The sequence below is a fragment of the Ottowia beijingensis genome, from assembly GCF_042680925.1.
GTDB classification, from domain to species: domain Bacteria; phylum Pseudomonadota; class Gammaproteobacteria; order Burkholderiales; family Burkholderiaceae_C; genus Ottowia; species Ottowia beijingensis.
In genome coordinates this window covers 80,040-100,786 of record NZ_JBHUEP010000009.1, presented here as the reverse complement: position 1 = coordinate 100,786, position 20,747 = coordinate 80,040, and the positions used below count along the sequence as shown (strand labels likewise).

The 20,747-nt window shown below is 69.9% G+C and carries 17 protein-coding genes and 2 tRNA genes; 11 read left to right on the top strand and 8 right to left on the bottom strand.

The features are described from left to right. The first annotated feature begins 193 nt into the window (after positions 1-193). From ACFSCU_RS14460 to ACFSCU_RS14425, 8 genes are all read left to right on the top strand, one after another. Complete coding sequence (locus ACFSCU_RS14460) at positions 194-1,720, top strand: potassium/proton antiporter (protein WP_257645586.1); 1,527 nt, start codon at positions 194-196, stop codon at positions 1,718-1,720. A gap of 232 nt (positions 1,721-1,952) precedes the next feature. Beyond that, positions 1,953-2,540: an RICIN domain-containing protein gene (locus ACFSCU_RS14455; protein WP_180549516.1), complete on the top strand. Its 588-nt coding sequence runs from the start codon at positions 1,953-1,955 to the stop codon at positions 2,538-2,540. Positions 2,541-2,981: 441 nt separating this feature from the next. Then, entirely contained in the window at positions 2,982-3,635 is a 654-nt protein-coding gene (locus tag ACFSCU_RS14450) for a TetR/AcrR family transcriptional regulator (RefSeq protein ID WP_377561016.1), read from the top strand. Between the two features lie 10 nt (positions 3,636-3,645). Beyond that, positions 3,646-4,812, top strand: coding sequence for an efflux RND transporter periplasmic adaptor subunit (locus tag ACFSCU_RS14445; protein ID WP_377561015.1), 1,167 nt, complete (start codon positions 3,646-3,648; stop codon positions 4,810-4,812). Positions 4,813-5,531: 719 nt separating this feature from the next. Next, positions 5,532-8,726 carry an efflux RND transporter permease subunit gene (locus tag ACFSCU_RS14440; protein ID WP_377561014.1) on the top strand — a complete coding sequence of 1,065 codons (3,195 nt, stop codon included), beginning with the start codon at positions 5,532-5,534 and terminating at the stop codon, positions 8,724-8,726. 40 nt (positions 8,727-8,766) lie between these two features. Further along, on the top strand, positions 8,767-9,441 hold the full coding sequence (locus ACFSCU_RS14435) for a protein-L-isoaspartate O-methyltransferase family protein (protein ID WP_377561013.1): 675 nt from the start codon (positions 8,767-8,769) through the stop codon (positions 9,439-9,441). A gap of 44 nt (positions 9,442-9,485) precedes the next feature. Next, positions 9,486-9,833: a rhodanese-like domain-containing protein gene (locus ACFSCU_RS14430; RefSeq protein WP_333708227.1), complete on the top strand. Its 348-nt coding sequence runs from the start codon at positions 9,486-9,488 to the stop codon at positions 9,831-9,833. 140 nt (positions 9,834-9,973) lie between these two features. After that, positions 9,974-11,431, top strand: coding sequence for a TolC family outer membrane protein (locus ACFSCU_RS14425; RefSeq protein WP_180551666.1), 1,458 nt, complete (start codon positions 9,974-9,976; stop codon positions 11,429-11,431). A 128-nt stretch (positions 11,432-11,559) separates the two neighbouring features. On the opposite strand, the gene ACFSCU_RS14420 is transcribed toward ACFSCU_RS14425, so the two are convergent. The 4 genes from ACFSCU_RS14420 to ACFSCU_RS14405 form a co-directional block, all read right to left on the bottom strand. Next, entirely contained in the window at positions 11,560-12,201 is a 642-nt protein-coding gene (locus ACFSCU_RS14420) for an exosortase H-associated membrane protein (RefSeq protein ID WP_333708228.1), read from the bottom strand. A gap of 16 nt (positions 12,202-12,217) precedes the next feature. Further along, positions 12,218-12,736 carry an exosortase H gene (gene xrtH, locus ACFSCU_RS14415; protein WP_180549522.1) on the bottom strand — a complete coding sequence of 173 codons (519 nt, stop codon included), beginning with the start codon at positions 12,734-12,736 and terminating at the stop codon, positions 12,218-12,220. Between the two features lie 52 nt (positions 12,737-12,788). Beyond that, positions 12,789-14,156: a 3-deoxy-D-manno-octulosonic acid transferase gene (locus ACFSCU_RS14410; protein WP_377561012.1), complete on the bottom strand. Its 1,368-nt coding sequence runs from the start codon at positions 14,154-14,156 to the stop codon at positions 12,789-12,791. A 114-nt stretch (positions 14,157-14,270) separates the two neighbouring features. Next, entirely contained in the window at positions 14,271-15,659 is a 1,389-nt protein-coding gene (locus tag ACFSCU_RS14405) for a phosphomannomutase/phosphoglucomutase (protein ID WP_377561011.1), read from the bottom strand. Positions 15,660-15,757: 98 nt separating this feature from the next. Between ACFSCU_RS14405 and ACFSCU_RS14400 the strand changes: the two genes are divergently transcribed. The 3 genes from ACFSCU_RS14400 (at position 15,758) to ACFSCU_RS14390 (ending at position 18,822) form a co-directional block, all read left to right on the top strand. Next, a complete protein-coding gene (locus ACFSCU_RS14400; protein ID WP_180549523.1) occupies positions 15,758-17,251 on the top strand; it encodes a DNA-3-methyladenine glycosylase 2 in 1,494 nt (497 codons plus the stop codon). Positions 17,252-17,293: 42 nt separating this feature from the next. After that, on the top strand, positions 17,294-17,860 hold the full coding sequence (locus ACFSCU_RS14395) for a methylated-DNA--[protein]-cysteine S-methyltransferase (RefSeq protein WP_377561010.1): 567 nt from the start codon (positions 17,294-17,296) through the stop codon (positions 17,858-17,860). Between the two features lie 80 nt (positions 17,861-17,940). Next, entirely contained in the window at positions 17,941-18,822 is an 882-nt protein-coding gene (locus tag ACFSCU_RS14390) for a DMT family transporter (RefSeq protein ID WP_180549524.1), read from the top strand. Here ACFSCU_RS14390 and ACFSCU_RS14385 read toward each other — a convergent pair. The 4 genes from ACFSCU_RS14385 to hrcA all read right to left on the bottom strand — a co-directional run bounded on the left by ACFSCU_RS14385 (position 18,819) and on the right by hrcA (position 20,725). Next, the gene (locus ACFSCU_RS14385; RefSeq protein ID WP_377561009.1) at positions 18,819-19,460 is read right to left on the bottom strand and encodes a riboflavin synthase; all 642 of its coding nucleotides are present in this window, start codon (positions 19,458-19,460) and stop codon (positions 18,819-18,821) included. The genes ACFSCU_RS14390 and ACFSCU_RS14385 overlap by 4 nt on opposite strands. A gap of 46 nt (positions 19,461-19,506) precedes the next feature. Continuing rightward, positions 19,507-19,583 (bottom strand) — tRNA-Arg (locus ACFSCU_RS14380). A gap of 30 nt (positions 19,584-19,613) precedes the next feature. Then, positions 19,614-19,690 (bottom strand) — tRNA-Ile (locus tag ACFSCU_RS14375). Between the two features lie 15 nt (positions 19,691-19,705). After that, a complete protein-coding gene (gene hrcA / locus ACFSCU_RS14370) occupies positions 19,706-20,725 on the bottom strand; it encodes a heat-inducible transcriptional repressor HrcA (RefSeq protein WP_333707522.1) in 1,020 nt (339 codons plus the stop codon). Positions 20,726-20,747 lie beyond the last annotated feature (22 nt).

Below are 20,747 nucleotides of genomic sequence, written 5' to 3'. Positions count from 1 at the left end.
GACTGCCCAGGCGATCGACGGGACCGCCGGCCTTTGGTGTAGGGCACGCACCAATACAAGACAAATCGGCCTGCAGTGCCTGCCCTGCAGGCGCAAGCAGCTATACAGAGCATAGCAACCAAGGCTGACATCCTTGCCCGTCCCAAGGGCTTTCCCACTCTTCGGCTGGCACGCCTTCTGCTAATTTCCGTCCATGCCCGCCGCCATGGACCTGCTCGTGCTGCCGCTGCTTGTCGCCGCGCTGCTGGTGTTCTTCAGCGTGCTGGCGGGGCTGTTCTCGGCGCGGGCGGGGTTCTCGTTCCTGCTGGTGTTCCTGCTGGCGGGCATTCTGGCGGGCGAGGACGGGCCGGGCGGCGTGGTGTTCGACGATGTCAACCTGAGCTTCTGGGTCGGCAACGTGGCACTGGCCGTGATCCTGCTGGACGGCGGGCTGCGCACCGACTTCGCCACCTTCCGCACCGGCCTGCGGCCCGCCATGCTGCTGGCCACCGTGGGCGTGGTGATGAGCGCCGGGCTGACGGGGCTGGGCGCCTGGTGGCTGCTGGGTCTGGACTGGCGGCTGGCGCTGCTTCTGGGCTCCATCGTCGGCTCGACCGACGCGGCGGCCGTGTTCGCGCTGCTCAAGTCGTCGGGCGTGCGGCTGAACGAGCGCATCGCCGCCACGCTGGAGATCGAATCGGGCATGAACGACCCGATGGCGGTGTACCTGACGATTGCCTTCATCGGCGTGGTGCTGGCGCACGCGGGCGGCGGCGCGGAGGGCGCCAGCGCCTGGGGCGAGGCGATCAAGACGCTGCTGCAGCAGTTCGGCCTGGGCGGCGTGGCCGGGCTGGCCGCGGGCGCGGCGCTGGCGGCGCTGCTCAAGACCACGTTTCCGCGCTTTGCCGAGCAGCAGGCCGGCGGCGCCGTGGGCGGTGGCGGCATTCTGGCGCTGTTGTGCATGTCGCTGGGGCTGGCGGTGTTCGCGGGCACCAGCTGGGTGGGCGGCTCGGGCTTTCTGGCGGTGTACGTGATGGGCGTGACGGCGCGCGCCCGTGCACGCGACGCGGTGGCGCCCGCGCTGTCGGCGCTGGACGGCTACGCCTGGCTCAGCCAGGCCGGCATGTTTCTGCTGCTGGGCCTGCTGCTGACGCCGCGCGAGCTGCTGCCCGGCCTGCCGGCGGCGCTGGGCGTGGCAGCGTTCCTGATGCTCATCGCGCGGCCGCTGACGGTGTGGCTGTGCCTGCTGCCGTTCCGCTTCGCGCCGCGCGAGGTGGTCTACATCGCCTGGGTGGGGCTGCGCGGCGCCGTGCCCATCGTGCTGGCGGTGTTTCCGCTGATGGCCGGCGTGCCGGGCGCGCGCACGCTGTTCAACGCCGCCTTCGTGGTGGTGCTGACCTCGCTGGTGCTGCAGGGCTCGACCATCGCCTGGGCGGCGCGCCGCCTGCGCGTGAACCTGCCGGACGAAGACGACACGCCCGCGCAGCGCCTGGTGTTCGGCGACTTCGCGCTCGACGGCGCCACCGCCGTGGCCGACGTGTGCGCCTTCTACGACCTGGCCGAGCCGCCGCACGCCGACTGGCCGCTGCAGCGCTGGATCGGCCACGCGTTGCAGCGCCCGCCGGTGGTGGGCGACCACGTGGCGCTGGGCGCGGCGCAGCTGAGCGTGCGCGCCATGGACGGCGCGCGCGTGCTCGTCGTCGGCCTGCGCCTGCCCGTGGGGGACGACAGCGGGCCGTAGCGCGCGGGCATCACCCAACTCCTCCGGCGCTGTGGGTCCCTCTTTGTGGGAGCGGGCTTGCCCGCGATGAAGCGCATCGCTGCGTGCAGCGCCGAATCGCGGGCAAGCCCGCTCCCACAGGTCGGGAATGCCGCGCCCCTGTCCTCACTGCATTTCTCGTTCGGCGCCACGCCGGCGGCGGTCATCGAGCGCGGCAACGCCCTGCCACCCTGTTGCGGTAAGGTCCCTGCCCATGCCCTTTGCTGCCCGCTCCCTTGCCCCCGCCCTGTCATGCGCCCTGGCGCTGTCCGCCGGCCCGGCGCTGGCCCAGGCCGCGCCACCCGAGCGCCCGCCCGGCCACCTGCGGCTGATCGACAAGCTCGACCGCCCCGATGACGGCTACTGCCTCGACATCATGGGCTCGGGCGACCACATCCGGCCCGACCTGCCGATGACGGCGCACAACTGCAAGCCGGGCCTGTACGCCGACGAGGCGGTGCGGCTGGCGCCGGACGGGCGCCTGTTCTTCCCCGCCTACCAGCTGTGCGCCACCGTGGCGGGCCTCAACGGCCGCGCGCTGGCCGGCACGCCGCTGGTGCCGCGCCGCTGCGGCGAGAAGTCACCGTTTCTCGATGCCGACGCGCTGCAGCGCTTCGTGCACCACCCCGACGGCCGCGTGGAGCTGCGCGGCTCGGGCCTGTGCCTGACGGCCGGCGCCGAGTCCGACCGCACCTTCGAGCCCACGCACCGCTGGCGCACCCTGGCCGTGCAGCGCTGCCACCACGCCGACCCCAAGCTGTCACGCTGGGAGTTCGTGGTGCCGAAGGCGTCGATGCGCTGAAGGGCGGCGGCCGGCACGCCGCAGCTTCAATTGAGGGAGTATGCGTCTCCAGCGCTTATTTGACGGGTGATAACGACGATGCATACGAGGGGTATATGAACCCCTACGCCGCACAGATGTGCTGCAACATCAATGTGATGCGGGAGTATGTTCACCCGGCGCTTATCTGACAGGCGCTGGCGACGATGCATATAGGGAGTATGTGATCCCCGCACTGTTCGGGCGCGGCGCCACAGCGATCTCGCCGCGCCGCCTGCCCGAACGCTGATCGCGGCGGCCGCCGCACTGGCCCCGGCGTTGGCACCCGACCCGCCCAATCCGCCCCCAGCGCCCGCCCCGGGGGCGCCAGCAGCTCCCTTGTCCATAGCACGATGAACACTTAATTCCACGCTTGACGCCCCTGACTTCGCCGGACAACAATTACTAACCAGTCAGTCAGTAATGGACACCCTCTCCCCCACCCCCCAGGCCGCACCGGCCAAGCGCGCGCGCCGCAAGGAGGCGCGGCCGGGCGAACTGCTCGAAGCCGCGCTCGCGCTGTTCGTCGAGAAAGGCTTTGCCGCCACGCGGGTGGAGGAAGTCGCCGCGCGCGCCGGCGTCTCCAAAGGCACGCTGTTTCTCTACTTCCCCAGCAAGGAAGAGCTGTTCAAGGCCGTGGTGCGCGAGAACGCCAGCCGCCACCTGCACGACGCCTTCCTCGAAGTGGCCGAATACGCCGGCACCAGCGCCGAGCTGCTGCACGAATTCATCCGCCGCTGGTGGACGCAGTACGGCGGCACGCCCGCCGCGGGGCTGACCAAGCTGATCATGAGCGAGGCGGCCAACTTTCCCGACCTGGCGCAGTACTACCAGGACGAGGTGGTGCAGCCCAGCCACGAGTTGGTGCGCCGCATCGTGCAGCGCGGCATCGACCGCGGGGAGCTGCGCGAGGTCGACCTGACCCTGGCCGCGCACCTGATCGTGGCGCCGCTGGTGCAACTGGTCACCTGGCGCTTCTCGCTGGCGCCCTGCTGCCCCGCCACGCTGATGCCCGATCCGCTGGCGCTGCTGGACATGCATGCCGACATGGTGGTGCGCGGCCTCCGGCAGGAATAATCGCCCTCCTATGAACCCCACCACCCGCCGCTGGTTGACCATCGCCCTGGTGCTGCTGGCCGTGGCCGCCGCCGTGGGCCTGGGCTGGCGCGGCTACGCTAACCGCCAGGCCACGCAGCAGGCGCAGCTTGCGCCGGTGAAAGACCCGGTGATCGAACTCGGCGCCATCGACGTGACCACCGCGCAGGTGCGCGAGTTGACCAGCGGCTTGCCGATCACGGGCGCGCTGAAGGCCGTCCACTCCGCCATCGTCAAGGCGCGCGTGCCGGGCGAGTTGCAGGGCCTGACCGTGCGCGAGGGCGACACGGTGCAGGCCGGCCAGGTCATCGCCCGCGTCGAATCCACCGAATACGCCGACCGCGTGCGCCAGGCGCAGCAGCAGGCCGATGCGGCCAAGGCGCAGGTCGACATCGCGCAGCGCCAGTACGACAACAATGCGGCGTTGGTGAACCAAGGCTTCATCTCGAAGACCGCGCTCGACAACTCCGCCGCCAGCCTGGCCACCGCCCGTGCCAACTACCGCGCGGCCCAGGCCGGCACCGAGGTGTTGCGCAAGTCGCTGGCCGACACGGTGCTGAAGGCGCCCATCAGCGGCCAGATCTCGCAGCGCCTGGCCCAACCGGGCGAGCGCGTGAGCCCCGAGGCGCGCATCGTCGAGATCGTCGACCTGAGCCGGCTGGAGCTGGAAGCGGCCCTCTCCCCCGCCGATTCGGTGGCCGTGCGCGTGGGCCAGCAGGCGCTGCTGAACATCGAAGGCGTGGCGCAACCCGTGCCCGCCACCGTGGCCCGCATCAACCCCAGCGCGCAGGCCGGCAGCCGCAGCGTGCTGGTCTACCTGAGCGTGACCGCGCAACCCGGCCTGCGCCAGGGCCTGTTCGCGCAGGGCCAGCTGGCCACCGAAACCCAGCGCGCCCTGGCCGTGCCCCTGAACGCTGTGCGCACCGACAAGCCGCTGCCCTACGTGCAGGTGGTCGACAACGGCCGCATCGCGCACCGTACGGTGCAGATGGGCGCGCGCGGCCAGGTCGACGGCGAGCAATGGGTGGCCGTGCAGGGCGTGACCGAAGGCGCGCAGGTGCTGCGCGGCGCGGCCGGTGTGCTGCGCGAAGGCACGCAGGTGAAGCTGATCGTGCCGGCCGCGCCGGCCAGCGCGGCGCGGAATGGCGTGCGGCCATGACTTCTGATTTGATAGTGGCTGGCGCTGGCGGGGCAAGGGTTTCAGATGGAAATGGCCTGAAATCATGGTGCGGCGGGCGCGAGCAGCTATGGTTTTTGGGTGACTTGCCCTCACCCCAACCCTCTCCCGCCGGCGGGAGAGGGAGCAAGACAGCAGGCGAGCACCGAGATCAACGACTGAACTCCTTCCCCCGCTGGGGGAAGGCTGGGATGGGGGCAGCACACCGCCCTGCGTCAAACGCAGTCGCCCCCACCCCAACCCTCCCCCAGCGGAGGAGGGAGCCAATACACGCCGCGCGAAGCAGCGGCGCTGAACAAGCCCAGGCCGAGCGCAGCGATGGCCCGAAGGGACTCCCCCACCGCTCTGGCCGTGCCGAGAAGCGCAGGGCGTGGGGCGGGCGCGGCAGCGCAGCATGCCGCGCTTCGTGCTCTGACTCGCTGCGGTTGTTTGAGCGAAGCGCGCAAGCGCGCAGCGAGTTCCTCAGCGACGCCCCGCGCCCGAGCATCGCAGGTTGCCCGCAGCGCAGCGGAGGGACACGGCCAGCGGGGTCGCCTTTTTCTTTGGTTACTTTCTTTTTGGCGAGACAAAAAGAAAGTGACTGCGCCGCCGGGCGCACATCCCGGCCAGCGGCGCATCCTCAACACACTCCCGATTCGATAGCTGCCCGCGCCCACCCCATAAGCGCCCACGCCCGATTTCCCTTCAAAGCCTGACCCCCCATGTGGTTCACCAAGGTCAGCCTTCAAAACCCCGTCTTCGCCACCATGGTGATGCTGGCGTTCGTCGTGCTCGGCCTGTTCTCGCTGCAGCGCCTGCAGGTCGACCAATTCCCCAACATCGACTTCCCAGTCGTCGTCATCACCACCGAATACCCCGGCGCCTCGCCCCCCATCGTCGAAAGCGAAGTCACCAAGAAGGTCGAGGAAGCCGTCAACTCGATTGCCGGCATCAACGCCCTGTACTCGCGCAGCTACGAGGGCATGTCGGTCGTCATCATCGAATTCCAGCTCCACATCGAAGGCCGCAAGGCCGCCGACGACGTGCGCGAGAAGATCGGCCAGGTTCGCCCCCTGTTGCGCGACGAGGTGAAAGAGCCGCGCGTGCTGCGCTTCGACCCCGCCAGCCGCGCCATCTGGTCGCTGGCCGTGCTGCCCGATCCGCAGCAAGGCCAGCAACCCCTGTCTGCCATCGAACTCACCAACTGGTCCGACCAGGTGCTGAAGAAGCGCCTGGAGAACGTGCGCGGCGTCGGCGCCGTCAACCTGGTCGGCGGCTCCAAGCGCGAGATCAACCTGTATCTGCAGCCGCAGGCCATGGAAGCGCTGGGCGTTACCCCCGAGCAGGTGATGCAGGCGGTGCGCGGCGAAAACCAGGACCAGCCGCTCGGCCCGGTGCGCACCAAAGCACAGGAGCTGACAGTGCAGCTCGAAGGCCGCATGGAGCGCCCCGAGGACTTCGGCCGCATCATCGTGGCGCGCCGCGGCGGCACGCCCATCTACCTCGATCAGGTCGCCACCGTGCACGATGGCGCGCAGGAGCAGGAGTCGCTCGCCCTCTACAACGGCCAGCGCACCCTGCTGGTGAGCGTGCAAAAGGCGCAGGACGAGAACACCATCCAGGTGGTCGACGGCCTCAACCAGGCCATCGCCGCGCTGCGTGCCGAGCTGCCGCCCGGCGTGCGGCTGGAGCCGGTGACCGACCTGTCGCGCCCCATCCGCGTGGCCGTCACCAACGTGCGGCAGACGCTGATCGAGGGCGCGGTGCTCACGGTGCTGATCGTGTTCCTGTTCCTCAACTCGTGGCGCAGCACGGTCATCACCGGCCTTACGCTGCCTATCTCGATCATCGGCACCTTCTTCTTCATGCAGGTGTTCGGCTTCACGGTGAACATGATCACGCTGATGGCGCTGAGCCTGTGCGTGGGCCTGCTGATCGACGACGCCATCGTGGTGCGCGAGAACATCGTGCGCCACGCGCAGATGGGCAAGAACAGCTGGCGCGCGGCCATGGAGGGCACGCAGGAGATCGGCCTGGCCGTGCTGGCCACCACGCTGTCGATCGTGGCGGTGTTTCTGCCGATCGGCTTCATGCAGGGCATCATCGGCAAGTTCTTCCATGAGTTCGGCCTGACCATCGTGGCGGCGGTGCTGATCTCGATGTTCGTCGCCTTCACGCTCGACCCGATGCTGTCCTCGGTCTGGCACGACCCGGCCATCCGCGCGCACGGTCAGCGTGCTGGCCCGCCCGTCACCTTCTACGACAAGACACTGGGCCGCGTCACCAACTGGTTCGACCACGCCACCGACCGCCTGGCCGCCGGCTACGAGCGCCTGCTGCGCTGGGCGCTGGTGCACAAGCTGCTCACGCTGCTGATCGCCGGCAGCATCTTTGCGCTGAGCGTGGCCATGGTGCGGCTGCTGGGCACCGAGTTCGTGCCGCAGGCCGATTTCAGCGAGACCAACGTCGCCTTCTACACGCCGCAGGGCTCCTCGCTGGAGGCCACCGAGGCCAAGGCGCGGCAGGTGGACGCCATCATCCGCAGCTACCCCGAGGTGCGCTACACGGTGACCACCATCAACAGCGGCGTGGCGGCAGGCAAGACCAACGCCAGCCTCTACATCCGCCTGGTCGACCGGCACCAGCGCACGCGCGACGCGCAGCAACTGGCCGCCGACATGCGCGAGCGCCTGCGCGTGGTGCCCGGCATCACCGTCACCCAGGCCGGCCTGCTGGAGCCGGTGGGCGGGCAGAAGCAGATCGAGTTCTCGCTGCAGGGCCCCGATCAGGCCGAACTGGACCGCCTGGCCGGCCCCTTGATGGAGAAGCTGCGCGCCATCCCCGGCCTGGTCGATCTGGATTCGAGCAGCAAGCCCGACAAGCCGACGCTGGAGGTGCACGTGAAGCGCGAGGCGGCGTCCGAGCTGGGCCTGAGCACCGCGCAGATCGCCACACCGCTGCGCACACTGGTGGCCGGCACCATCGTCGGCAACTGGCGCGCGCCCGACGACCAGACCTACGACGTCATCGTGCGGCTGCAACCCGCATCGCGCACCACGCTGCAGGACCTGGAGCGGCTGCCGCTGACGGCCGGCATGAACCCCGACGGCACGGCGCGCATCGTGCGGCTGAACCAGGTGGCAAGCTTGAGCGAGGCCACCAGCACCAACCAGATCAACCGCCGCGCCATGCTGCGCGAGATCCAGATCACCGCCAACGTGCACGGCCGCACCACCGGCGAGGTGTCGGGCGACATCCGCGCCATCCTGGATCAGACCGCATTCGCGCCCGGCTACCGCCACGTGTTCGGCGGCGCCACGCAGAACATGGAGGAGAGCTTTGCCTACGCGCTGCAGGCGCTGGCCATGGCCATCATCTTCATCTACATGATCCTGGCCAGCCAGTTCAAGAGCTTTCTGCAACCGATGGCGCTGATGACCTCGCTGCCGCTGACGCTGATCGGCGTGGTGCTGGCGCTGATGCTGTTCGGCTCCAGCATGTCGATGTTCTCCATCATCGGCATCGTGATGCTGATGGGCCTGGTGACCAAGAACGCCATCCTGCTGGTGGACTTCGCCATCCGCGCGCGCGAGGGCCGCGCCGGCGAAACCGGCCACAGCGAGCCGCTGGCGCGCGAGCCCGCCCTGCTGGCCGCTGCGCGCGTGCGGCTGCGCCCGATCCTGATGACCACGCTGGCCATGGTGTTCGGCATGGTGCCGCTGGCCTTCGCCGTCACCGAGGGATCGGAGCAGCGCGCGCCCATGGGCCAGGCCGTCATCGGCGGGGTCATCACCTCGTCGCTGCTGACGCTGGTGGTGGTGCCGGTGGTGTACTGCTACCTGGACGACCTGGCCGGCTGGCTGAAGCGGCGCTTCATCAAGGCCCCCGCGCCCACCGGCACCGACCCCGCCGCCTAAAATCAACGGTTTGCCCGCATCCCGCCCTGGAGAACCCCGCATGAACGTCGAACAAGCCCGCTTCAACATGATCGAGCAGCAGATCCGTCCCTGGGACGTGCTGGATGCGCACGTGCTGGATCTGCTGGCCGTGGTGCGCCGCGAGGACTTCGTGCCCGCCGCGCACCGCGCGCTGGCCTTTGCCGACCTGGAGATTCCGCTGAAGGACAGCGACGCCGCCGTCGCCGCCGGCCAGGTGATGCTGGCCCCGCGCGTGGAGGCCCGCATGCTGCAGGACCTGCAGGTCGCCAAGCACGAGAAGGTGCTGGAGATCGGCACCGGCAGCGGCTTCATGGCCGCCCTGCTGGGCCACCGCGCGCAGCGCGTGCTGACGCTGGAAATCGACAACGACCTGGCGAAGACGGCCCACGCCAACCTGCAGCGCGCCGGCGTGCTGAACGTGGAAGTGCGCGTGGCCGATGGCGCCAGCACCGACCTGTCGGCCGACGGCCCGTTCGACGTCATCGTGCTGTCGGGCTCGGTGGCGCAATTGCCCGACGCCGTGCTCGGCCTGCTGAAAGCCGGCGGCCGGCTGATGGCCATCGTGGGCGACGAGCCGGTGATGCGCGCCACGCTGGTGCAGCAATCCGGCAACGGCCTGGTCAGCACCCAGCCGTGGGACTGCAACTTGCCACGCCTGCTGAACTTCCCCGAGCCGTCGCGCTTTCATTTTTGAAGCTGCTAACGCAGGTGGCACAAGGGCTGAAGCCGTTTTTGACCATGATCGAACAAGTCCCCCCACGCGATCTGCCCGCCTGGCTGGCCGACGCACGCACCGAGGGTGAGGCCCCCCCGTTGCTGCTGGACTGCCGCGAACCGGCCGAGTGGCGCGTGGCCACCGTGCAGCCCGACGGCGCCGAGCTGGTGCAGATGCCCATGCACAGCATTCCGCCGCGCCTGCACGAGCTGGACCGCGACCGCCCCGTGGCCCTGCTGTGCCACCATGGCGGGCGCAGCATGCAGGTGGCGATGTTCCTGAAGCAGCACGGCTTTGCCCGCGTGGCCAACATCGCCGGCGGCATAGACGCGTGGTCGGTGCAGGTCGATCCCACCGTTCCCCGGTATTGAAGATGAAACACCCCCCTGAGTCGCTGACGCGCCTTCCCCCCTCTGCTGCGCGAGGGGAGACAACGCCAGTCGCCGGCGCAGGTCCGGCGACGGCGTTCGCTGGCATGGCCTGCTCCGCGGCCGTCGGACTCCCTGGTTTCATGCGACTGGCCTGCACGGCTGCCATCTTGGCCGGGGGCGCGGCGTCCGCGCAGGCGCAATCGCTGCTGCAGCTGTACCAGACGGCGCATGGCTACGACGCGCCCTACCAGTCGGCGCTGGCCAACGCGCAGGCCAGCCAGGCGCGCGCCGACCAGGCCCGCGCCGGCCTGTTGCCGCAGGTGGGCCTGCAGGCGGGCGCGCAGCGCAACTGGGCCGAGACCAACGTGGCGGGCCAATCGTCCAGCCGCTCGTTCAACGTGCTGAACGGTTCCATCGTCGGTTCGCAGCCGCTGTACCGCCCGGCCAACCGCATCACCTGGGACCAGGGCCAGCGCGCCGCCGAAGCCGCGCGGGTGCAGCTCCACAGCGTTGAACAGGACCTGATCGTGCGCCTGTCGCAGGCCTACTTCGACGTGCTGGCGGCCGAGGAATCGCTGGCCTTCGTGCGCGCGCTGAAGGCCGCGGTGGCCGAGCAGCTCGAATCCGCCAAGCGCAACTTCGAGGTCGGCAACGCCACCATCACCGACAGCCGCGAGGCGCAGGCCCGGTTCGATCTGGCCACGGCGCAGGAGATCGCGGCCGAGAACGACCTGCGGGTGAAGAAGCTGGCGCTGGACCAGCTGGTGGGCCTGACCGGGGTCGACCCGCGCCCGCTGGCGCAGCCCATCGCGCTGCCGCAGCCCCAGCCGCCCGACGTGAACACCTGGGTCGATCGCGCGGTGAACGAGCACCCCGCCGTGGTGCAGTCGCGCATGGCGCTCGACATCGCCCGGCTGGAGACTGCCAAGGCCAAGACCGGCCACCTGCCCACGGTGGACCTGCAGGCCAGCGTGGGGCAGAACCGCTACCCGGACGGCAACCCTTCCGTCAGCGCCGCGCCCAGCGCGCGCTACCGCAGCACCAACGCCGGCGTGGGCGTGGTGCTGAACTGGCCGCTGTTCGCCGGCTTCGCGGTGGAAAACCGCGTGCGCGAAACCCTGTCGCTGGAGGACAAGGCCCGCGCCGACCTGGAGAACATCCAGCGCACCGTGGCGCAAGCCACGCGCGCGGCCTACTTCGGCGTGCAGTCGGGCCACGGCCAGGTGGCGGCGCTGGAGGCGGCTGAAGCCTCCAGCCTGACCGCGCTGCAGGCCAACCAGCTCGGCTACCAGGTGGGCGTGCGCATCAACATCGACGTGCTGAACGCGCAAAGCCAGCTGTACCAGACTCGGCGCGATCTGGCCCGTGCGCGCTACGACGTGCTGGTGGGCCTGCTGCGCCTGAAGCAGGCCAGCGGCACGCTGAGCGCTGACGATCTGCTGCCCATCAACCAGATGCTGGCGGCCGAGGGCGCCCGCCCGCCGGTGGTGGTGGCGCCGCTGGCGCCCATGGCCCCCGCGGGCGCAGCCAGTGCGCCCGGTGCCACTGCCCCATCGCCTGCAGACGCCACGCGCCCCGCGCGAGCCGACCGGCGCTGAAGGCACAGCGCGCTGGCATGCCGGCAGGTGCCGCCGCCATGCCGGATGAAGCACGGGCCAGGCGCGCTCCAGGATAAGAGGAAAAACGGGCTACAGAGCCCGCCCATCAAGCGCTGGCAGCTATCAAATCAGGACTTTCCGGTTTCCACCGTCGGCGCCTGTGCGCGCTTGTCCGGCGCCTCCTCCAGCGCCGCCTCCAGCCACAGCGCGGCCACGAAGGACTTGTTGAACAGCAGCCACAGCATGATCGGCGCCACGGGCGTCAGCATCAGAAAGCCGAACTGGTAGCCGTAGGCCACCACGTCGTTCACCCAGCGCGGGTACTGCAGATAGGCCGCGCCCGAGGCGCCGGACAGGATGACCACGTCGCGCAGCCACTGAAAGCAGATGCCCCAGGCCTGCACCGGCACCAGCAGCAGGCTGCCGACCAGCCCCTTGAGCCACCAGCGCTCGGTGCGCGCGGCCAGCAGCATGGCCCACAGCAGCACCAGGCCGTAGCCGTAGGTGGGGTAGCTCACCTCCGGCGCCAGCTCGCCCAGCACGTCGCCCGTGGGGCCTTGCATGCGCACCTGCACCAGCGTGTGCAGCACGGCATTCACGCCCTGTTGCTCGAAGCCGTCGGCCCAGCGGAACAGCGCGTTCATCACCGTGCCCGCCAGCCAGATGGGCGGGGTGGCCAGCCACTTGGCGGCCCAGTACCACAGCGGCAGCAGCAGCGCCAGCCAGACGATGGCCAGCAGCAGGAAGCGGCCGATCAGGGTGGCGCGCATCGTCGTGGGCTCCCGCTCAGGCCGCGGCCGCCGCGTTGGTGACGGCCGGTTTCGGGTCGTGCTTGGCCACGTAGCGCATCCACAGCAGCCACACCACCAGCACGTCCAGCATGATGAGCGCCTGCCACATGTAGAGGTGGGCGAACTCGAACACCTTGTAGTTCCACTGGCCGAGGAAGAACAGGCTGACGATGCGCAGCAGGTTGACCGACTGCACGGCCAGGAAGCCCAACCCCAAGCCCCACAGCTTGGCCTTGAAGCTCGACGGAAAGGCCATGATGGCCGCCAGCAGCACGATCATGGCCTCGACGCCGTTGCAGCCCGCCTCGATCGACACGCCGAAGCCCGTCTTGGCGCTTTGCAGCACGCGGCCGTAGGAGATGACCGAGGGGTCGATCACGTGCACGATGCCCGCGCTGGCCTTGGCCAGCAGGCCGGTCCACGGTTGCACCACGGCGGCCTGAACCGGGTTCAGCATCTCGATGCCGAACAGCACGGCCTGGATGACAAGGAAGATGGCGAAGAAGCGGAACACGGCGGGTCTTGGGACAGGTGGGCGGCCGGATGGCGATCGGTAATGGACTTTATCAGGGCTGCTTGTTGTGGCGACTTGGTGCAAGCCCTTGCCCGGCCAGCAGGGCGGCGACCGCATCGGCCGTGCGCGCCGCGGCGCCGCGGTGGGCGCCGGCAAAGCCGAGCGCGGCGCGGCGCATGGCCGCCAGCCCGGCGGCATCGGCCAGCAGCGCCTGCGCGGCGGCCACGGCGCCCGCCATGTCGGCCACGCGGCGTGCGGCGCCGGCGGCCTCGGCCAGTTCGGCCGCCTGCGCGAAGTTGAAGGTGTGCGGGCCCATCACCACCGGGCAGCCGCAGGCCGCGGCCTCGATCAGGTTCTGCCCCCCCAGCGGCGCAAAGCTGCCGCCCAGCAGCGCCACATCGGCCAGGCTGTAATAGAGCGCCATCTCGCCCAGGCTGTCGCCGATCCAGACATCGGCCGCCAGCGCGCCCGTCGGCGGTGCATCGGTCCAGGTGCTGCGCTGCGCCACCGCCAGGCCCGCATCACGTGCCATCTGCGCCACCTCGGCAAAGCGCTGCGGGTGGCGGGACACGATCAGCCAGAGCGGGCTGGGGCGGGCGTTCGCTTCATTTTCAGGAGCTGCTCGCGCTTTCCCAGAAAGCGCCAGGGCCTTGATTTGGCCTAGAAACTCACCCTCCTCCCCTTCGCGCGAGCTGGCCAGCATGACCACCGGCCGGCCCGCCAGCACTGCGCGCCAGCGGCTGGCCTGCGCCTGCTGCGCGGCGTCGGGCTGGGCGTCGAACTTCAGGTTGCCCAGCACGCCGACCTGCGGCGCGCCGATGCTGCGAAAGCGCGCCGCGTCGGCCTCGGTCTGCGCGAACACCGCCGTCAACGCACGGTAGGCTGGGCGCAGCAGCCAGCCGGCGCGCTGGGCGCCGCGCAGCGATTTCTCGGACAGGCGCGCGTTGGCCAGCGCCAGTGGCACACCGCAGGCACGGGCCTCGGCAATGAGGTTCGGCCAGACCTCGGTCTCCATCAGCACACCCACGTCGGGGCGGAAATGCGCGAAGAAGCGCCGCACCGCGCCCCGCGTGTCCCACGGCTGCCAGACCTGCACGTCGCCATCGCGCAGCAGCTTGCGCCCCTCGGCCCGCCCGGTGGCGGTGCCGTGCGTGAGCAGCAGGCGCATGCCCGGCAGGCGCTGGCGCAGCGCGGCCATCAGGATGGCCGCGGCACGCGTTTCGCCCAGCGACACGGCGTGGACCCACACCAGCGGGCCGTCGCCCACAGGCCGTGCCACGCCGTAGCGGCCAAAACGCTCCTCGACATGCTCGCCATACCCCGGCTCGGCCACGGCGCGGCGGCGCAGCTTGCGGCGCAGCAGGGGTTGGGCGGCCCAGGCGGCCAGGCTGTAAAGGGCCCGCACCTCAGGCCATCGCATTCAAAAAAGATAGCTGCCTGCGCTTTTCACAGGCCGATTTCAGATCATTTTGTCTTGAAATCATTGCCTGACAAGCGCAAGCCACTATCAATTCGAGAGTATGCCGCGTGCTGCTCAATGCGCCGCCGCCCCCACCCGCGCATCCGGTTTCACGCGTTTCAGCAGGGCCAGCATCTCGCCTTCGATGCGCTGCAGCGCCGCATCGGTGTGCCCCTCGAAACGCAGCACCAGCACCGGCGTGGTGTTGCTGGCGCGGATCAGGCCGAAGCCGTCGGGCCAGTCGATGCGCAGGCCGTCGATTGTCGACACCTGCGCCGGCGCAGCGAACGCCTCGGCCGCCAGCGCCTGCAACTCGGCCGCCAGCCGGTGCGGCTCGCCTTCGGCGCAGGCCACGTTCAACTCGGGCGTGCTGTGGCTGGTGGGCAGCGCGTTCAGCACGGCGCTCGGGTCGGCGTGGCGGCTCAGGATTTCGAGCAGGCGGCAACCGGCGTAGGTGCCGTCGTCAAAGCCGTACCAGCGCTCCTTGAAGAAGATGTGGCCGCTCATCTCGCCGCCCAGGGGCGAATCGACCTCTTTCATGCGCGCCTTGACCAGCGAATGCCCCGTCTTGTGCATCAGCGGCACGCCGCCCGCTTGCTGGATGGCGGGCGCCAGGCGCTGCGAGCACTTCACGTCGAACACGATGGTGCCGCCCGGCACGCGGCTGAGCACGTCCTGCGCGAACAGCATCATCTGCCGGTCGGGGAAGATGTTCTGCCCATCCTTGGTGACGATGCCAAGGCGGTCGCCATCGCCGTCGAAGGCCAGGCCCAGTTCGGCATCGGTGGTCTGCAATGCGGCGATCACGTCGCGCAGGTTGTCGGGCTTGCTCGGGTCGGGGTGGTGGTTGGGGAAGTTGCCGTCAACCTCGCTGAACAGCTCGATCACCTCGCAACCGATGGCGCGGAAGATGCCCGGCGCGCTGGCGCCGGCCACGCCGTTGCCGCAATCGACCACGATCTTCATCGGCCGCGCCAGTTTCACGTCGCCCGCGATGCGCTCGCGGTAGGCCGGCAGCACGTCCACGCTGCGCACGCGGCCGCCTGCGCGGCGCTGCCAGCTTTCGGCTTCCATCATGCGGCGCAGCGCCTGAATGTCCTCGCCATGGATCGCGCGGCCGGCCAGCACCATCTTGAAGCCGTTGTCGTCGCGCGGGTTGTGGCTGCCCGTCACCTGGATGCCGCTGCTGCACAGCGTGGCGGCGGCGAAGTACAGCATCGGCGTGGTGGCCAGGCCGATGTCGATCACCTCGACCCCCGCCGCCACCAGCCCGCGCACCAGCGCGGCGGACAGGGCCGGGCCGGACAGGCGCCCGTCGCGCCCCACCGCCACGGTTTTCTCGCCCAGCGCCAGCGCGGTGGTGCCAAAGGCCAGGCCGAGCGCCTCGGCCACCGGTTCGTTGATGGTGGTCGGCGTGGTGCCGCGGATGTCGTAGGCCTTGAAGATGCTGGGGGTGACTTGCATGGGCGCCGATTGTAGGCAGCGGCCCTTCGACGGGGTGCCGTCAGCACCATGTCCGAAAACGGCGAGTCGCCAGCGCGGCGCTGCCTATCATGCGTTGCATGACGCCCCCTTCACCCTTCGATGCCGACGCCTGCTACCGCGCCGTGGTAGCGCACGACGCACGCTTCGACGGCGCGTTCTTCATCGGTGTCACCTCCACCGGCATCTACTGCCGCCCCGTGTGCCGCGTGAAGACGCCGCGGCGCGAGAACTGCCGCTTCTTCACCCACGCGGCGCAGGCCGAAGGCGCCGGCTTTCGCCCCTGCCTGCGCTGCCGTCCCGAGCTGGCGCCGCAGGCGCTGGCCTGGTCGGCGCAGGACGCCTCGGCCCTGCTGGCGCGGCACGCCGCGCGCCTGCTGGATTCGCCCGATGCCTGGGGTGATGCCGCGCCCAGCGTGGCGGGGCTGGCGGCGCGCCTGGGCGTGAGCGACCGGCACCTGCGCCGCGTGTTCGAGGCGGAACTGGGCGTGTCGCCCCTGGCCTGGCTGCAGACGCGCCGCCTGCTGGCCGCCAAGCAGTTGCTGGCCGACACGCGCCTGCCGATCGCGCAGGTGGCGCTGGCCGCCGGCTTTGCCAGTCTGCGCCGCTTCAACGCCGCCTTGGCCGCGCACTACCGCATGAGCCCGACGGCGCTGCGGCGCCAGGGCCAGGGCGCGCCGCACGGTGACGGCATCGAAGTCGTTCTGGGCTTTCGGCCGCCGTATGACGTGCAGGCCATGCTGATTTTTCTGCAGCAGCGCAGCGTGCCCGGCGCGGAGCAGGTCGATGTCGAGGCCGCCACCGTGGCACGCACGCTGCGCCTGCAGGTGGGCCAGCGCGGCATCGGCGGCTGGGTCGCCTGCCGCTTCGATCCCGGCGCGCACCGGGTGCACGTGCGCGTGGCCGACACGCTGGCACCCGCGCTGCCGCGCGTGATCGCCCGCGTGCGCGCCTGGCTCGACCTGGACGCCGACCCGGCCGCCATCCACGCCGTGCTGGGCGCCGACTTCCCCAGCGCGGCGGGCGTGCGGGTGCCGGGCACGCTGGACGGCTTCGAGCTGGCGGTGCGCGCCATCGTCGGCCAGCAGGTCAGCGTGGCCGCGGCGCGCACGCTGACCACGCGGCTGGTGGCGCGCTTCGGTGAGCCGCTGGCCACGCCGATCGACGGGCTGGCGCGGTTGTTTCCTGCTCCGGCCGCGCTGGCGGGCGCCAGCGGTGACGAACTGGGCCGGCTCGGCCTGGTGCGGCAACGCCAGGCTGCGCTGCACGCGCTGGCGCGGGCGGTGGATGCCGGGCAGCTGGCGCTGCACGCCGGCGCCGACGTGCCCGCCACCCTGGCCGCCCTCACCGCCCTGCCCGGCATCGGCGACTGGACGGCGCAGTACATCGCCCTGCGCGCGCTGCGCTGGCCCGATGCCTTCCCGGCCGGCGACGTGGCGCTGCACAAGGCGCTGGGGGTGTCAAGCCAGCGCCACCGCGCCCGCGCCGCGCAAGCGCTGGCCGAGCGCTGGCGGCCGTGGCGCGGCTACGCCGCCGTGCGGGCGTGGCAAACCAAAGAAGTATCAATTTCATAGCTGTCCGCGCTTGATGGACGGCGGCTCAACGAGGTTTTGACCATGAAACACCATCTGCACACCGCACACGCCCTGTGCGGCACCCCGCTGGGCGATCTGCTGCTGGCCGCCACGCCGCAGGGCCTGTGCGGCGCCTGGTTCACCGAGGGCCATAAGGACAGCCCGGCCTGGGCCGAATGGGGAGCGCCCGAGCCCGGTCACCCCGCGCTGGCCGGGGCGATGCGCCAGCTGGACGCGTACTTCGCCGGCCGGCGCGTGCACTTCGACGTGCCACTGGATCTGTCGAGCGGAACACCGTTCCAGCAAACCGTGTGGCGCGCCTTGCTGGCCATCGAAGCCGGCCAGTCGCAAAGCTACCGCCAGGTCGCCGAACGCATCGGCCGCCCGGCTGCCGTGCGCGCGGTCGGCACCGCCGTCGGCGCCAATCCGCTCAGCATCTTCGTGCCCTGCCACCGCGTGCTGGGCAGCCGCGGGGCGCTGACAGGCTACGCCGGCGGCCTGGCGCGCAAGGCGGCGCTGCTGCGGCTGGAGGGCTGGACCATCGACACGCCCGCAAGCGGCGGCGCGCCAGCCGCCACCCTGCGCCCGCAGCCGCCCGGCCGCGCCTGAGACATGGTTGCGCCCGCCGCATCCATCCCGCACGCATCCAGCAACCTGCCGCGCCGCCCGCGGCCCCATACTTCGCGCCCATGTCTGCCGCCGTCGCCGTCGAATTCATCCTGCTGGCCGCCATCTGGGGCGCGTCGTTCCTGTTCATGCGGCTGGGCACGCTGGAGTTCGGCCCGCTGCCGACGGCCGGCGTGCGCGTGGCCATCGCGGCACTGGCGCTGCTGCCGGTGATGTTGGCGCGTGGCCTGTGGCCGCAGCTGCGCCAGCACTGGAAGCCGGTGCTGTTCTGCGGCGTCATCAATTCGGCCATTCCATTCGCGCTGTTCAGCTTCGCGCTGCTGTCGATCAGCACCGGCCTGTCGTCCATCCTGAACGCCACGGTGCCGCTGTTCGGCGCGCTGGTGGCCTGGGCCTGGCTGGGCGACCGGCCAGGCGCCTCGCGCACGCTGGGGCTGGTCATCGGCTTCATCGGCGTGGCGCTGCTCACCTGGGGCAAGGCCAGCTTCACGCCCAATGCATCGGGCTTCAGCCCGGCCTGGGGCGTGGCCGCGTGCCTGCTGGCCACCATCAGCTATGCCGTGTCGGCCAGCTACACGCGCCGCTACCTGACGGGCCTGAACCCACTGATGTCGGCCACCGGCAGCCAGATCGGCGCGGCGCTGGGGCTGGCGATTCCATCGCTGCTGCTGTGGCCGTCGCAGCCACCCAGCGCCACAGCCTGGGGCGCGCTGCTCGCGTTGGGCGTGCTGTGCACCGCGGTGGCCTACGTGCTGTACTTCCGCCTGATCGACCGGCTGGGCCCGGCGCGGGCCATCACGGTCACCTTCACCATTCCGGTGTTCGCGGTGTTCTATGGCGTGGCGCTGCTGGGCGAAACCGTGACGCCGTGGATGCTGTTCTGCGGCGCCATCGTGCTGTGCGGCACGGCACTGGCCACGGGCGTCGTCAAGCTGCGAATTTAGGAGCTGCCGGCGCCCGCCACGCCTGCGCTGGAGAGCATTCTCTCCACATAACGGGCGATCAGGTCGATCTCCAGATTGACCGCAGCGCCCACCGCCAGCGCATGCAGCGCGGTGTTCTGCACCGTGTGCGGAATCAGGTTGATGCTGAACTCGCAGCCCTCGGCCGTGTCGCTCACCCGGTTCACCGTCAGGCTCACGCCGTTGACCGTGATCGAGCCCTTGTACGCCAGGTATTTCGCCAGCTCGCGCGGCGCCAGCACGCGCAGCTCCCAGCTCTCGCCCACGGGGGCAAAGTGCGTGACCTGGCCGATGCCGTCCACATGGCCCGAGACTATGTGCCCACCCAGGCGGTCGTGCGCGCGCAGGGCTTTTTCGAGGTTGATGGGCCCGGGCTGGTCGAGCCCCGCCGTGCGCGCCAGCGATTCGGCCGAGATGTCGATGGCGAAGCGCCCGGTCGCGGCGTCGATCTGCGTGGCCGTCATGCAGGCGCCGTTGAGCGCGATACTGTCGCCCAGGCCCACGTCATCCAGATAGCCGGCGGGCGTCTCGATCAGCAACTGCTTGCCATGCGCGCCGCTGTCGCCCAATGCCCGCACTTCAACGATGCGGCCAACCGCGGTGATGATGCCCGTGAACATGAAAAAACCCCGCAAATCAAGGACTTGCGGGGTTTCTCAAAGAAAGTGGCGCGGCTGGCAGGATTCGAACCCACGACCCCTTGGTTCGTAGCCAAGTACTCTATCCAACTGAGCTACAGCCGCGCGAAGCCCGCAATTCTAACACAAGAAATTTGGTAGGCCGTGCAGGACTTGAACCTGCGACCAAGGGATTATGAGTCCCCTGCTCTGACCAACTGAGCTAACGGCCCGCCAAGCGCGTGATTCTAGGCGTTGCCACCCGGCTTGCCCTGGCTGAGCGCGTTGCTGACCAGCCGCGACGTGATGTCGACGATCTGGATCATGCGGTCGTAAGGCATGCGCGTGGGGCCGATCACGCCGAGCGTGCCGACCACCTGGCCATCCACCTCGTACGGCGCGCTGACGACCGACAGGTCTTCCACCGGCACGGTCTGGCTTTCGCCGCCGATGAAAATGCGCACGCCCTCGGCCTCGCTCGATACGTCGAGCAGCCGCATCAGTTGCGCCTTCTGCTCGAACAGGTCGAACGCGCGGCGCAGCTGGTTCATGTCGCTGGAGAAATCGGTCACCGCCAACAGATTGCGCTCGCCCGAGATCACCACCTCGTCCTGCGCCTGGCTCATGACCTCGGAGCCGACCTGCACCGCCGCCTGCATCAGCTTGGCGATCTCGCCGCGCAGGCGGTCCACCTCGTGGTGCAGGCGCGCGCGCACCTGCTCGATGGCCATGCCGGAGAAGTTGGCGTTGAGGTAGTTCGACGCCTCCTGCAGTTCCGACGCCGTGTAGTCGGTGTCGGTGAACAGCACGCGGTTCTGCACGTCGCCGTCGGGCGCCACGATGATCAGCAGCAGGCGCCGCTCGGACAGGCGCAGGAACTCGATGTGCTTGAACACCGACGAGCGGCGCGGCGCCATCACCACGCCGACGAAGTGCGACAGGTTGGACAGCAGCTGCGCCGCGTTGGCGATCACCTTTTGCGGCTGGTCGGGCGTCAGTGCCGGCGCGTCCATCTCGCCCTGCTGCGCCGTCAGCATGGTGTCGACGAACAGGCGGTAACCGCGCGCCGTGGGCACGCGCCCGGCCGAGGTGTGCGGGCTGGCGATCAGGCCGATCTCCTCCAGGTCCGACATCACGTTGCGGATGGTGGCGGGCGACAGATCGAGCCCCGAGGCGCGCGACAGCGTGCGCGAACCGACGGGCTGGCCGTCGGCGATGTAGCGCTCGATCAGGGTCTTGAGCAGCAGGCGTGCACGGTCGTCGAGCATTCAAATCATTATGATGTAATTT

Bases quoted from the DNA above. Each gene is read 5' to 3' on its own strand.
- hrcA (WP_333707522.1), bottom strand. From the start codon at position 20,725: ATGCTCGACGACCGTGCACGCCTGCTGCTCAAGACCCTGATCGAGCGC.
- ACFSCU_RS14450 (WP_377561016.1), top strand. From the start codon at position 2,982: ATGGACACCCTCTCCCCCACCCCCCAGGCCGCACCGGCCAAGCGCGCG.
- ACFSCU_RS14390 (WP_180549524.1), top strand. From the start codon at position 17,941: ATGTCTGCCGCCGTCGCCGTCGAATTCATCCTGCTGGCCGCCATCTGG.
- ACFSCU_RS14385 (WP_377561009.1), bottom strand. From the start codon at position 19,460: ATGTTCACGGGCATCATCACCGCGGTTGGCCGCATCGTTGAAGTGCGG.
- ACFSCU_RS14430 (WP_333708227.1), top strand. From the start codon at position 9,486: ATGATCGAACAAGTCCCCCCACGCGATCTGCCCGCCTGGCTGGCCGAC.
- ACFSCU_RS14405 (WP_377561011.1), bottom strand. From the start codon at position 15,659: ATGCAAGTCACCCCCAGCATCTTCAAGGCCTACGACATCCGCGGCACC.
- ACFSCU_RS14400 (WP_180549523.1), top strand. From the start codon at position 15,758: ATGACGCCCCCTTCACCCTTCGATGCCGACGCCTGCTACCGCGCCGTG.
- ACFSCU_RS14425 (WP_180551666.1), top strand. From the start codon at position 9,974: ATGCGACTGGCCTGCACGGCTGCCATCTTGGCCGGGGGCGCGGCGTCC.
- ACFSCU_RS14445 (WP_377561015.1), top strand. From the start codon at position 3,646: ATGAACCCCACCACCCGCCGCTGGTTGACCATCGCCCTGGTGCTGCTG.
- ACFSCU_RS14420 (WP_333708228.1), bottom strand. From the start codon at position 12,201: ATGCGCGCCACCCTGATCGGCCGCTTCCTGCTGCTGGCCATCGTCTGG.
- ACFSCU_RS14395 (WP_377561010.1), top strand. From the start codon at position 17,294: ATGAAACACCATCTGCACACCGCACACGCCCTGTGCGGCACCCCGCTG.
- ACFSCU_RS14410 (WP_377561012.1), bottom strand. From the start codon at position 14,156: ATGCGATGGCCTGAGGTGCGGGCCCTTTACAGCCTGGCCGCCTGGGCC.
- ACFSCU_RS14460 (WP_257645586.1), top strand. From the start codon at position 194: ATGCCCGCCGCCATGGACCTGCTCGTGCTGCCGCTGCTTGTCGCCGCG.
- ACFSCU_RS14440 (WP_377561014.1), top strand. From the start codon at position 5,532: ATGTGGTTCACCAAGGTCAGCCTTCAAAACCCCGTCTTCGCCACCATG.
- ACFSCU_RS14435 (WP_377561013.1), top strand. From the start codon at position 8,767: ATGAACGTCGAACAAGCCCGCTTCAACATGATCGAGCAGCAGATCCGT.
- ACFSCU_RS14455 (WP_180549516.1), top strand. From the start codon at position 1,953: ATGCCCTTTGCTGCCCGCTCCCTTGCCCCCGCCCTGTCATGCGCCCTG.